Origin of the sequence: Draconibacterium orientale (assembly GCF_900111425.1) — a bacterium.
Taxonomy (GTDB): domain Bacteria; phylum Bacteroidota; class Bacteroidia; order Bacteroidales; family Prolixibacteraceae; genus Draconibacterium; species Draconibacterium orientale.
This window is the reverse complement of record NZ_FOHT01000008.1, coordinates 60,653-74,796: the sequence shown is the minus strand read 5'-3', so window position 1 is coordinate 74,796 and position 14,144 is coordinate 60,653. Positions and strand designations below refer to the sequence as shown.

Annotated in this window: 8 protein-coding genes; 3 read left to right on the top strand and 5 right to left on the bottom strand. The window is 43.4% G+C overall.

Annotation, left to right across the window (positions count from 1 at the left end):
- Positions 1–61 precede the first annotated feature (61 nt).
- Entirely contained in the window at positions 62–1,099 is a 1,038-nt protein-coding gene (locus tag BMW53_RS06470; protein WP_051567642.1) for a WD40/YVTN/BNR-like repeat-containing protein, read from the bottom strand.
- An 83-nt stretch (positions 1,100–1,182) separates the two neighbouring features.
- On the opposite strand from BMW53_RS06470, the gene BMW53_RS06465 reads away from it, so the two are divergent.
- Together BMW53_RS06465 and BMW53_RS06460 are read left to right on the top strand one after the other, a co-directional pair.
- Positions 1,183–2,559, top strand: coding sequence for an alpha-L-fucosidase (locus BMW53_RS06465; RefSeq protein ID WP_038556516.1), 1,377 nt, complete (start codon positions 1,183–1,185; stop codon positions 2,557–2,559).
- 27 nt (positions 2,560–2,586) lie between these two features.
- Positions 2,587–3,864 carry a hexokinase family protein gene (locus tag BMW53_RS06460; RefSeq protein ID WP_038556517.1) on the top strand — a complete coding sequence of 426 codons (1,278 nt, stop codon included), beginning with the start codon at positions 2,587–2,589 and terminating at the stop codon, positions 3,862–3,864.
- A gap of 148 nt (positions 3,865–4,012) precedes the next feature.
- On the opposite strand, the gene BMW53_RS06455 is transcribed toward BMW53_RS06460, so the two are convergent.
- Entirely contained in the window at positions 4,013–4,759 is a 747-nt protein-coding gene (locus BMW53_RS06455) for a hypothetical protein (protein ID WP_038556518.1), read from the bottom strand.
- A gap of 180 nt (positions 4,760–4,939) precedes the next feature.
- Between BMW53_RS06455 and BMW53_RS06450 the strand changes: the two genes are divergently transcribed.
- Positions 4,940–5,380: a hypothetical protein gene (locus BMW53_RS06450; RefSeq protein WP_038556519.1), complete on the top strand. Its 441-nt coding sequence runs from the start codon at positions 4,940–4,942 to the stop codon at positions 5,378–5,380.
- Between the two features lie 564 nt (positions 5,381–5,944).
- Here the strand turns inward: BMW53_RS06450 and BMW53_RS06445 are convergent.
- The 3 genes from BMW53_RS06445 to alaS all read right to left on the bottom strand — a co-directional run bounded on the left by BMW53_RS06445 (position 5,945) and on the right by alaS (position 13,995).
- Positions 5,945–7,735 carry an AMP-dependent synthetase/ligase gene (locus tag BMW53_RS06445; protein WP_038556521.1) on the bottom strand — a complete coding sequence of 597 codons (1,791 nt, stop codon included), beginning with the start codon at positions 7,733–7,735 and terminating at the stop codon, positions 5,945–5,947.
- A 195-nt stretch (positions 7,736–7,930) separates the two neighbouring features.
- Positions 7,931–10,999, bottom strand: coding sequence for a cytochrome c biogenesis protein CcsA (locus BMW53_RS06440; RefSeq protein WP_081804773.1), 3,069 nt, complete (start codon positions 10,997–10,999; stop codon positions 7,931–7,933).
- Positions 11,000–11,373: 374 nt separating this feature from the next.
- Positions 11,374–13,995, bottom strand: a complete 2,622-nt coding sequence (gene alaS, locus BMW53_RS06435) for an alanine--tRNA ligase (RefSeq protein WP_038556523.1) — start codon at positions 13,993–13,995, stop codon at positions 11,374–11,376.
- Between the last annotated feature and the right edge of the window lie 149 nt (positions 13,996–14,144).

The following is a 14,144-nucleotide window of genomic DNA, read 5'->3' as shown; positions in this document are numbered from 1 at the left end:
ACAAACTGATAGGATTAACATAGGAAGCGGGTTGCAAAAATGCAGCCCGTTTTTTTTTACATCATTCAAATATTACTTTCGAAATTCGACCTTGACTTCCGGCAGCAAAACCGGCCAGTTTACCTGGAATTGCCCGAAACGTATAATAACCTTCGCCGGAAAGAAAGTTCCAGTTTATTCCTCCATCGGTTGAAATATCACACCCGGTTTTTCCAATGGCAAATAAAAACGAAACCTCATCCGCTTCTACATCCTGAACGCATGATCGGTATTCTTTTGGCATAGTAACAGCCGGCTGCCAGGTTATTCCGCCATCAAATGTATAAGAAGCAATATTGGTGTTCAGTTCCGGCTCATCGTAAATTCCACCAACAACTATTCCTTCCCGATCGTTTTTAAATGCAACCGAAAATATTCCTGATGACGCCAATCCGCGAACCATTGGTGTTTTACTCACCTTCCACAATTTCCCAAAATCGTCGGAATAAAAAACACGGGCAGCTTTCCCTCCACTGGCAATCCAGGCTTTCCCTGTGGGCAAATATTCAATACAGGTATTTGAAGCTGCAAAGTTGGCCTCTCCTTCTGCCACCTCCGGAAGATCAGTAACCTGCTGCCAGGTGTTTCCGGCATCTTCAGTTCGCAACACAAAAAACTTTCCGTTAACCGGGTCGCTGACAGCCAAACCATTTTTTGCATCGGCAAATTTTACCGAGTTAAAAAACAGGCCACTTGTAGTGTCACTGAAAACCACATTCCACGTAGCTCCACCATCAACGGTTTTGTAGCCAAAATCAGGGCCGGCAACACCAAAAACGGTGGCCGTATTTTCGTCCCAGGCATGAATACTTCGGAAATCGTTTTGTTTAGCTCCCGGAACTGACACATCCTTCCAACTGTTTCCGCTATCAGTCGATACCAACACAGTTCCTCCTGAGCCACTCGCCCAAACAACGTTTTCATCAACTACGTGCAAGCCACGCAAGCTGGCTTCAGTATTTGGATTAAGTTCAGAAAAAACAACTGCGGCTGGTCTCTTAGGAGTTTGTGTACAAGAAAACAGCAGCAAAATAAAAGCGGAAGTCAGAAGAAATTTCATGTAAGTATCGTTTTTTATAAAACTAAAATAAAAATAATTGTAAGTTTAGGGTATAACTTAAATCATAATCTAAAACCAACAAAATGAAACGAGTTATTCTACTTTCATTCCTATCCCTTTTTATCACATTTTCCTACGCGCAGAAATATAAAGCCAACTGGAAATCAATTGATAGCCGCCCCATACCGCAATGGTTCGAGGATGTAAAATTTGGCATTTTTATTCACTGGGGAGTATATTCCGTTCCGGCCTGGGCACCGGCCAATGCCGATATTGGCGTTTATGCCAAATACGCCGAGTGGTATGGCTTCCGAATTAACGACAATAGCAAGGCCGGAAAACTTTTCCGCGAATACCATAACAAAATGTATGGTGAAGATTTCCTGTATCAGGACTTTGCGCCACGTTTTAAAGCCCAACACTGGAACCCGGAACAATGGGCCGAATTATTTAAACGCGCCGGAGCAAGATATGTGGTACTTACATCGAAACACCACGAAGGATTTACCCTGTGGCCAAGTGCCCAAAGCTGGAACTGGAACAGCGTTGACATTGGTCCGCACCGCGATATTTGCGGCGACTTAACCACTGCAGTTAAAAATGCCGGTCTGCACATGGGCTTTTATTATTCGCTTTACGAATGGTACAATCCGCTTTACCACAACAACCTTGAGAAGTATGTTGACAACCATATGATACTACAAATGAAAGATCTGGTTACCAGCTACGAACCTGATATTTTATGGACCGATGGCGAATGGGATCACCCGAGTGAAGACTGGAAAAGCACGGAATTTTTGGCCTGGCTTTACAACGAATCGCCGGTTAAGAATCAGGTTTGTGTAAACGACCGCTGGGGAGAAGAAACACGCAGTAAACATGGTGGATTTTACACTACTGAGTACGACCTGGTTCACGACGGAAAAAGTGATGGACTGGAAAAAGCATGGGAAGAATGTCGCGGAATTGGAACTTCGTTTGGCTATAACCAGATGGAAACCGTTGAGAATTACATGAGCTCTGAAGCCCTCATTCATTTGCTGATTGAAAAAGTTGCCGGAGGAGGTAATCTCCTGCTTGATGTTGGGCCTACCGCCGATGGCCGTATTCCTGTAATTCAGCAACAACGCTTACTCGACATTGGCACCTGGCTGAAAACAAACGGCGAAGCAATTTACGAAACAAGAAAATGGGAAGGCGCTGAAGATAATGATATCGCTGACGTATATTTCACCAAAAAAGGAAAGGATTTGTATGTACATTGCACAAAGTATCCTACATCCGATTTAAAAATAAAAGGGCTGAAAAAAGCATCATCGGTAAGTCTGTTAGGCTACGCGGGCGATGTAAAATTCAAAAAATCGGGTAAAACAATTACCCTTTCAGCGCCGGTGTTAACGCCGGGCAAACTTACCCAAACTTACGCCTGGGTGTTTAAACTTGAAAATGTACTTAAATAAGAATAACCAAATAAACGTAATAGCAAAATGACCAAAGCAACTGATTTTTTGAAAAGCCACAAGATGACGGCTGACGACATTAACATGAAAGCGGTGGTGAACGCCTTTCTGGACGAAATGGCTAAAGGACTCGCCGGGCAGGAAAGTTCACTTCTGATGCTTCCAACTTATATTGAAGCTGACGGTGAAGTAAAAGCCAACGAACCTGTTGTGGCCATTGATGCCGGTGGCACGAACTTTAGGGCAGCCAAAGTTTATTTCGACGATAACCTGAAACTGGTGACCGAAAACATTAAAAAGGCCAAAATGCCAGGCGTTGAAAAAGAATTGACAAAAGCCGAGTTCTTCGACACTTTTGCCGCTTACCTGGCAGATTATAAAACCATATCGAACAAATTCGGATTTTGTTTTTCATACGCTGCCGAGATTTTCCCGAACAAAGACGGCAAATTGATTGAATGGAGCAAAGAAGTAAAAGCTCCCGACGTGATTGGTGAAATGATTGGCGAAGGCCTTTTGAACGCCATGCAAACACCCGACAAACAGTTGGTATTAATGAACGACACCGTATCTACCCTGCTGGCCGGGAAAGCAGCACGAGCGGTAAAAGCATACGACACTTACATTGGCTTTATTTTGGGCACCGGAACCAACACCAGTTACATCGAGGCCAATAAAAACATAACCAAAACCGACGGGCTGAATATGGAAGGCAGCCAGATCATCAACATCGAATCAGGCGCATTTACGCTGGCACCACGCACCGATATCGACATTGCTTTTGATAACACTACCGAGAATCCGGGCCGTTATGCTTTTGAAAAAATGTTCTCGGGTGGCTACTTTGGTGGTTTATGCACCAAAACGTTAAAAACTGCTGCCGCCGAAGGTGTTTTTGCCAGCCCCGAAGTTTTTGAGAACCTGAAGGAATTAACATCGGAAGAGGTGAATAATTATGTGCACGGCATTGAAAGTGCCCACAATGTTTTGCCCGGCGTTTTTACCAGCGATTCGGACAAAATGCTGGTTGCCGAAATTATCGACGGCCTTATTGAGCGCGCAGCAAAACTGGTAGCTGCTAACCTGGCTGCCGTAATTCTGCAAACCGGAAAAGGCAAACACCACGAAAAACCGGTTTTAATGACCATTGAAGGGACAACATTTTATAAGCTTCATCATTTTCAGCAGCTATTTGAAGATTACCTGCAGGATTTCCTATCGGGCGATAATCAACGTTATTACGAAATTGTTGAAGTGGAGAACTCCAGCTTACTGGGTGCAGCTATTGCAGCCATTGTAAACTAATTAATTTGGTGAGGTTTTCTTGAAAGATAAGATGGTTTGCGTAGAACATCACCCTGAACTCGTTTCAGGGTCTGTTTCCCGCAAAGCAAGATTCTGAATCAAGTTCAGAATGACGGAGTAAGCAACCTACAGGAAAGCCTCACCACTTCTAATTTTCAACCAGCGAAATAACCTTGGCACGCATTAAATCAAGCACAAAAACCTGATGAAACCGCGACTCAAACTCTTCAATACTGATCTTATTCAACAGATTGATATTCTTATCTGCCCGCAAGCAATCGGTGGTTATTAAAAGCCAGTATTGCTGCAGGTTTTGCTTCTGATAAATCCGCAGTTTTTCATCTTTTTTGGCAATGGCTAAATGAATATCGTCAACCACATTGTTTGATACTCCCAGGTTATTCGAACGTTCCCAAACCGACTCTTTTAGTTCCGGATGATAAGCAATCATAACGTGTTCCAATCCGGCAGGCAATTCAGAATTTGTAATTATTTTATGGTAAAAAGCGCCATCCGATATATCTGCAATAGCCGATTTTATTGTTGCAACGGTTTTCGATCGCACTATTAATTCGCGTTCAGGAGTGATTTTGTGTTTCTCCGAAAACATAAATTTCACAAAAAGCTTTGTCTCCGATCCTGCCTCAAAAAGCTCCCGCATATCGGCAACCAATTCGTTTCTGAAGTTAATCAGTGCTTGCACCTCTTCTGTTTTTGTTACCGCATTGGCCGGATTTAGCCGTGTAAGTTCAATGCCCAGTTTGTGTGCATTTTTCATTTTCACCACAAAATCGGGCGACTCGGATGCCACAACTTTCCCCTTTGGAAAACCGGGATAACAATCGCGAAAAAAGTTCACCAATAATACTTCCAGTTGTTTCTTAACTTCTTGCATACTAACCGATTTGTGTTTTTAAGTCTGAAAACCTAAAGAGCTTGTTATTGAAAAAACTAAAGATAAGAAAATACGGCATTGAAAAAACTTGATCGGATTATCATAAAACCGATCAAGTTTTTCTGAAAACTTTCAACCAAAAGCAAAATCTGGTGTTACATTTCAATAAAAACATAAATTATGTATCAAGGACTATTACACGCACATAACGGATTTCGCTGGTTGGTTTTAATCGCACTTGTAGCTGCAGTTTTGCTTGCCGTTAGCGGGCTGGCAAGTAAACGAAAATGGGGCCGCGCCGATAACCTGTCGGGATTAATACTGGTAATGTTAATGGATATTCAGTTTCTGGTGGGAATTGTACTTTATGCCTTTGTAAGCCCGATTACGAAAGCGGCGTTTGCCAATTTTGGTGCGGCAATGAAAAACAGCGACCTGCGTTTCTACGCTGTAGAACATATTCTGTTAATGATTATTGCACTTGCGTTGGTACACATCGGCAGGGCAAAAGCGAAAAAGAATGTGACTCCGCATAAGAAACACCGGGCAGCGGCTATTTTTTACGGTCTGGCATTGGTGCTGATTTTGGCAGCCATTCCGTGGGACAGAGCTTTGTTTTAATCTTAGTCGATTAATAAAAGGAGCATCGTACTCCGTACGTTTGAAGAAAACTGCGTGGGGGAAGCATCGTACTCAGTACGTTTGAAGAAAACTGCGTGGGCGGAGCATCGTACTCAGTACGTTTGGAGAAAACTGCGTGGGCGGAGCATCGTACTCAGTACGTTTGGAGAAAACTGCGTGGGTGAAGCATCGTACTCAGTACGTTTGGAGAATACTGCGTGGGGGAAGCATCGTACTCAGTACGTTTGACAAAGAATGATGCCCCGGAGAATAAAGCATGTTAGTAGAAGCGGCTGTCTGCTCTTCTATTTTTCCAGAAGTTGAAGTATTATACCAATTGTATTTCAACGTGAGCTTTAAGCCATACGTTAAGATTATCCCGAATTCTTTTCGGGAGTTAATGCCGATAATAAACGAAATAGACTTTAGGAGTTTGCGAACTAAAGGCTGGTTTCGATATTAAATCGGTATTAGAACAATTTGGCGAATAAAAAAGGCTGCAAGAATAATCCTGCAACCTTTTCAGTTTGATTCAGCATGTGCTTTCGCACCTGTTTTTTACTACTATTTTTTGCCACCTACGGCATATATATCATCAATTAAGTGCTGGTATTTTACGGCAACAGCATTTCTTCTCAGCTTGAGTGTTGGCGACAGTTCGCCCGAAGTTGGCGTCCACTCTTCGTGCACCAGTCGTATTCGGCTGATTTGTTCGTGCGATCCCAGGGTTTTATTCACCTTCATTACTTCCTTTTGTAATTTCTGAATCACCTCAGGCAGTTGAATCAACTCTTCATTGTTCTCGTAGTGTAATTTATGTTCTCCGGCCCAGTCGTGCAGAATAGGGAAACACGGCGAGATAATGGCACTTGCAAATTTTTCGTTGGCACCAATTACCATTACCTGCTCAATCAATTCAGATGTTTTCAACTTGTTCTCGATCATCTGCGGAGCGATATATTTTCCGCCCGACAGTTTAAAAATTTCTTTTTTTCGATCGGTAATCTTCAGGTATTTGTCGTCAACCAACATGCCAATATCACCGGTATGGAACCATCCGTTTTCATCGATTACCTCATCCGTTAACTCCGGGGCTTTGTAATAGCCCTTCATAATACCGGGGCCTTTACATAAAATTTCACCATCAGCAGCAAATTTTACGTCGTAGCCTTCCAGAATCGGGCCAACTGTCCCCACCATCATTTCCATGGTAGTTGGATTGTTTACGGCAATTACCGGCGAAGTTTCTGTTAAACCATAGCCTTCGAGCGTAGTCAATTTTGCCATTCCAAATACGCGGGCAATGCGCGGCTGGAGTGCTGCTCCACCTGAAACAATATAAGTGATATTTCCGCCAAGTGCTTCCCTCCATTTCGAATAAATCAGTTTATCGGCCACCGAAATTTTCAGTTGCATCAGTGGCCCAAACTTTTTATTGTATTCAAAATTACGGGTAAGATTCAATGCCCAGAAGTACAATTTTTTCTTTATTCCGGAGAGTTCTTTTCCTTTAGCCACAAAACCATCGTAAACTTTTTCGAGCAGGCGGGGTACCGAGTTAAACATATGCGGTTTCACCTCTTTAATCGACGAAACAATCTGCGCCAGGTTTCCCACATAATAAACGCCCATTCCCCTGTGCTGAAAGTGGTAATTCACACTTCGTTCGTAAACGTGGCAAAGTGGCAGAAAACTCAAAGCTCTGTGCTCTGTTCCCAAATTGTGGAGTTTTGCATGCTCGGTAAAATTCGATACCAGGTTACGGTGACTCAACATTACTCCTTTGGGCACGCCTGTAGTTCCCGAAGTGTATATAATCGTTGCCAGATCGTCAGGCTTGATATCGTTTTTAATGCTTTCAAGTTCTGCAGATAACTCTTCTCTTTTTGACTCGCCAAGTTCAAGTATCTGTTCATAGTGTTTGGCTCCTTCCACTTCTTCAAAAGTGTAAACCGTATCAATGCCATCAATCATATTGGCCATCGGACTCATGCTTTTGAAAAGCTTTTTATCGCCCACCAGAATGATCTTCACCTCGGCATGATTCAAAATGTACTTGTATTCGTCGTCTCCCAAAGTTGGGTATATCGGCACATGAATAAAACCACCCATTGCCAATCCCATATCGGCAATATTCCACTCGGGGCGATTGGTTGTAACCGTAGCCACTTTGTCACCACGTTTTAAGCCCAGAGCCATGAGTCCCAGGGCAAACTGGTGCGATTTTTCGTAATATTCCCCGGTTGAATAAGTGCACCATTTACCATTTCGTTTACCGGCAATGGAATCTTCGCGGGGGAATTCTTTTAATGCACGTTCGACTACATCAAAAGTACGTGTAACTGTCTGTCCCATATTTCAAATTTAAAAACCTCGAAATATAAGGCTTTTGTTGTTGGTTGATTTATAAAGCGATTATGCTATTTTTCAGCTTATTCTATTTATATGTATTCTAAATAATTTCAATTAACTGTAAAACAAAATGTTAAAATCCCGACCATCGACTTTCCGAGCCTTTTGTTCTAATATTTCACACTCAGACTGCAGTCATCATTCCCCGGCTTCAGCTTGTTGGGCCTGGTATTTATTGTCTTTTACATAAGCCCAGATTATTAATCCGGCCAGTACTAAAATTGATGCAGGAACGGCAGGATCAACACCATCGGCAACTCCTTTTCCGTACGAATGCAGTCCCGAGAGGTAATAGTTCACGCCAAAATAAGTCATCAGCACCGAGGCGAAACCAAAGATCGATGCAAAATTATAGTTGAAAATTCCCTTTAACGAAGGAATCATTCGCATATGTACAATAAACGAGTAAATCACTACGGTAATCAATGCCCAGGTTTCTTTTGGATCCCAGCCCCAGTAGCGGCCCCAGCTTTCGTTGGCCCAAACGCCGCCAAGAAATGTTCCGATAGTGAGAAAATACAAACCAACCGTTGCCGACATTTCGTTAATGGTTGTTAGTTGCTCGATAAAACCGTTTACTTTTGCCTCGTTCACGCCTCTGCGCAGAACAATTAAAATCATTACCAAAACACCGAGGAACATACTCAGCCCAAGAAATCCGTAGCTGGCGGTAATAATGGCCACGTGAATAGCCAACCAGTAGGATTTGAGTACCGGCACAAGATTGGTCACTTCGGGATTCATCCAGCTGAGGTGAGCTACAAACAGCGCAATTCCGGTTAAAAATGCTGCCGTACCAATTACCATCGGGTATTTTCGGCCAAAAATAATTCCGGCCAGCATGGTTGCCCACGCAACATACACCACCGATTCGTAACCGTTACTCCACGGTGCATGTCCTGAAATGTACCAGCGCACAGCTAATCCAACCGTGTGTACCAAAAACAGGATTATAATGAATCCGAAAAACGAATACCGCAGAAACGACGGCAATTGCTTTTGTCTGAAAATATTGATAAAAAGTACTGTTAACAGCAAGAAACCAAATAAGAGGTAAAACGGAAAGATGCGTTTAAACGGATTTACTTTGTTGAATAGAATTTCAACGTTTTTCTTTTTGTCGCCGGGCAACAAATCGGCTCCGTATTTTACCTGAAAATTATCGACGGCTTGTAAAACCTGCACCGCATTCTCACTTTGGTTTTCGGTAATCGACTGCAAAAGCAACTGAAATCCGCTTTGTATAAAAATAGAATCGCCGTCGGTATATTCAGTGGCAGTACTTCCGGGCGCATACCAGGTATCTTCAACCCGTTCGCGCGGGAAAAGATGGAAAACAGAACCCTGAAATACCATAAAACAAATATTTACGCGTTCATCCACATTTATGTATTCTTTATCCGCACGGTTGCGCATTCCCGGCGCTTTGGCATAAGCTGCCCGCACTTGGTCAGCAATTTTATAATTACCGTTTACATCAAAAAGCGATTCAACCGTAATGTATTTATTTTGTGCACCAAGTACCCCTTCCAGCGATTTATCGGCGACCTTTATTATGGGCATCGATTGCCAGATTTCGGGATAGGCCATCATACTCAGCACCACCCCATCGGCCGACAATCCATACAAACCTGATTTACGGCTAATCTTCCGAACAATCTCGCCCGACAGTGTTGACACCGGCTCAATTCGTCCATCAACTCCCTGCACCCACAATTCGCTGAATTCTTTTACAACTTCCGTGTCGATCGGCGGGATTCCGGCACCAACACCACTTTGTGCCGATGCTGAAAAAGCCACACTTCCCAACATCGCAACAAGCGCAATTACTTTTACCGAACTGGCTTTTAACTTTTTAGCCAGGTATTGAAAATAAGAATTCGGATTGATCAGCGACATAATCACTCCAACAATGAGCAGTAAATAACCGAGGTACGAAATCCACGTTCCCCAAAAGTCGTAATTCACGGAAAGTATCGTGCCTTGTTCATCTCTGTCGTACGACGACTGAAAGAACTTGTAGCCCCGGTGACTCAATGTATTATTCATGAAAATGCGAATATCTTCGTTAATGCCTTTTGCCTGATCGACCAAAACAACCTCTGAAGCAAACGACGATGGCGAGTTTGATCCAGGATAATGCTCCAGCTGAAAATCTTTTAAATGAATACTAAACGGAACCTGCAGCGGCAGTGCGCCATAAGCCATTTTCAGTGTGCCGTTACCCAGTGGAACGCGCACGGTATCGGGGCGTTGCCCTGAATGACCAAACACCGGAATATTTTGCTGGCGTATTCCATCCGAAACCTGAATCATTACCGCATCTTCACCTGTTTCGGCCTGACTTTTTACCGCAGTGAATGTTGCACTTGGCAGGAATTTCCGGACCAAAAAGCGGAAATTGTCATACCCATACAAAAACATCGGTTTTACCGGAATTGTATCGCCGGGATGTAAATCGACCGTTTCCTGCGAGGCCATAGTTGTTTCTTCAAGTTGCGCAAAAGAAGTCATAAACAAGGCGCCATCCTGCAGAAAGAAGTTGATTACTTTTTCCTCATCGACCTGAAAACCGGCTGAAAAACCGGGGTAATCCAACACATCTCCTTCTTTAAACGAAAACGACTGCATCCCTTGTCCTCCGGGTGCCGAAAAAACAAAATCGATAACCGGCTCACCCGAATCGGAAGCGATAGCTTTTTGTTCGGCATTTTCGATAAAACCAACAGCTTTAACTTTTACCGCCTTTCCGTTAACATCGAATTTCGCTGAATACTGCTTAGGCGTAACCTCCGAAAAGCGCACCTGCGAAACCTCTTCCTGGCCTTCAAATGCGGCATAAAAATAATCATTGGTGGAAAGGATATAGTCGGCACTCTGGCCTTCGCGAATGTGCATTACCCCCTCGAAACTGATAAAGCGCGTTACTGCACCTCCGAGTATCATCACCAAAAACGACACGTGAAAAATGCCCAACGTGTATCGCCTGTTGGTGAAAAAACGGTAACGAAACATGTTATTGATAAGGTTGAGCGCAAACAGCCCCCAAAGCACCTCGAACCAATGCGTGTTGTACACCAGCGCACGGGCGGTTGGCGTACCATAGCTACTTTCGATAAATGTGGCAACAGCCATTGAAAAAGCAAGTGCCAAAAAAATAAATGCCGCGAACGGCATGGATGTTATAAACGAATAAAATTTCTTCATTACTATTTTATCAATTTAGTTTCAAGTGATTTTTATACTACCAATTGGTATAACCGTTTCCTTACAAAATAGTTGCTGAAAATAATCCTTATTTAGAACAATTCAAAAAAAAGAGCCGAAACAAAAACCTCTTTGGTATTTTTTATCAATCACCAACAGGGCGTAACTCCATTTTATGCGCTAAGCACATTACCTTCTCTGCGGGGGCAGCAAAAGCAGTATTATTACCTCAAACAAAAGCTGTCATCTTAATACAAAAAAGACCTTCAAGGTTTTGGGAACCTTGAAGGTCTAGATTACCAGCGGTTATAAACCGCTGATCCCGTTATGCGAAAATCAGCTAAATCCGCATTATCAGCGTTCAATAAGTTCTTCTACTGCAAAAAGGAAAGTGCTTTTTCGATAGCCGCCTGCAAACCGCTAACATCTTTACCACCGGCAGTAGCGTAAAACGGCTGGCCACCGCCGCCACCTTTAATCTCTTTTCCGGCTTCGCGAACAATTTGCCCGGCATTTAGTCCTTTTTCGGCAACAATATTATCCGAAATCATTACCGTAAGGTTCGGCTTACCGTTTATGTCGGCACCAATTACCAAAAACAAATCATCAATCTCGCCTTTTAGCTGGAAAGCCAAATCTTTTACCAAGCCGGCATTGTCGATTACAATTTTATCGGCGATGATATTTACGCCGTTTTCGTTTAACACTTTGCTCTTCAGGTTGGCCTTGGTCATTTTTAAACTCTCCTGCTGGAAAGCCTCAATTTGTTTGCTCAACTCGTTATTTTGCTGCAGCAGTGTGGTTACACTTCCCAGCAAATCTTTCGAACCTTTTAGCGTTTCCTTAATGTTGTTAATCAGTGCCAACTGGTCGTTAATGTATTTTTCAGCGCGGTCGGCAGTAATGGCTTCAATACGGCGCACACCGGCAGCAATCGCACTTTCCGACACAATTTTCAGCATCCCGATCTGGCCGGTGGCAGTAACGTGTGTTCCACCACACAGCTCCACCGATTCGCCAAATTTAATTACACGAACCGCCTCGCCGTATTTTTCGCCAAACAACATCATTGCACCCGATGCTTTGGCTTCTTCAATCGGCATTTCGCGGTTTTCTTCTTTTGCTGAATTTTCGCGAATTTTTTCGTTTACCAGTTTTTCTACCGCTGCAATTTCCTCATCGGTCATTTTTTGGAAATGCGAAAAGTCGAAACGCAAATGATCGGCATTTACCAACGAACCTTTTTGTTCCACATGCGATCCTAAAACTTCGCGCAAAGCCGCATGCAACAAGTGCGTTGCCGTGTGGTTATTGGCAATATTTGTACGGCGTTTGGCATTTACCACAGCAGAGAATGTTTCTTCCGGGTTTTCGGGCAGCGCATTCACCAAATGCACAATCAGGTTATTTTCTTTTTGTGTATCGATGATCGAAGTTTTTACGCCATCAAATTCGATGTAACCCGCATCGCCAACCTGGCCACCCGATTCGCCATAAAACGGCGTTTGGTCGAATACCAACTGGAAGAACGATTTTTTCTTCTGCGTTACTTTGCGGTAACGGGCTATTTTAATTTCGGCTTCCAGTTTGTCGTAGCCTAAAAATTCGGTTTTTTCAATTTTGCGCAGTTCCACCCAATCGTCGGTTTCCTGGGCAGCCGCATTGCGCGAGCGATCTTTTTGAGCCTGCATTTCTTTCGAAAAACCATCCTGATCTACACCCAGGCCGTTTTCGCGGGTAATCAACTCTGTCAGGTCGAGTGGGAAGCCAAAAGTATCGTACAATACGAAAGCATCTTTTCCGGCAATTTCTTTGGCGCCATCATTTTTCGCTTTCGAAATCATATCGTCCAACATTACAATACCGGTTGAAAGGGTACGCAGGAACGACTCTTCCTCTTCTTTAATCACCTTTTCAATCAGCGTTTGCTGGCTTACCAACTCGGGGAAAGCTTCGCCCATTGTGTCTTTTAACACACCAATTAAACGATAAATAAAGGCATCTTTTAAATCGAGGAAAGTATAACCATAACGCACGGCGCGGCGCAAAATACGACGGATTACATAACCGGCTTTATTGTTCGATGGCAACTGCCCGTCGGCAATGGCAAAAGCCACCGCACGCAGGTGGTCGGCAATAACGCGCATAGCAATGTCAACCTTTTCCTCTTCGCCATATTTTTTATTACACAGCTTGCCAATTTCGGCAATTGTATTCTGGAAAACATCGGTATCGTAGTTCGACTGAACACCTTGCAACACCATACATAAACGCTCGAAACCCATCCCAGTATCCACGTGTTTAGCTGGCAGACTTTCTAGGTTACCGTTTGCTTTTCGGTTAAACTGAATAAAAACCAGGTTCCAGATCTCAATTACCTGCGGGTGGTCCATATTTACCAAATCGCGGCCGGGAACTTTTGCACGTTCCTCATCCGAGCGAATATCAACATGAACTTCCGAGCAAGGTCCGCAAGGTCCGGTTTCACCCATTTCCCAGAAATTATCTTTTTTGTTACCGTTCAGAATGCGGTCTTTTGGCAGGTACTGCTCCCAGTAACCGGCAGCTTCGTTGTCACGTTCCTGATTATCATCGGCACTTCCTTCAAAAACGGTGGCGTACAAACGGCTGGCATCAATACCCATACGTTTTACCAAAAACTCCCATGCCCAGTCGATCGCTTCTTTTTTAAAGTAATCGCCAAACGACCAGTTTCCCAGCATTTCGAACATGGTGTGGTGATAGGTGTCCAAACCAACTTCTTCCAAATCGTTGTGTTTTCCTGAAACACGCAGACACTTTTGCGTATCGGCCACCCGCGGATATTTTACCGGTTCGTTACCTAAAAACTGGTCTTTAAACTGGTTCATCCCCGCATTGGTAAACATCAGCGTTGGGTCGCCTTTTACCACCATCGGTGCAGAGTTTACAATCTGATGTTCTTTCTCGGTAAAAAAGTCGAGAAAAGCCTTACGTATCTCTTTAGAAGTCTTCATTTTCCGTCTGTATGATTTATCAATTCGTTAAAAAAATTTAATGCAAAGAAAACAAATTCATTAATTATGAGTTATTTACTTACCTTTGCCGCGTGAAAAATCACGTTTTATTAAATCCATGCAAAGTTATAGGATTTAATGAATCAGCA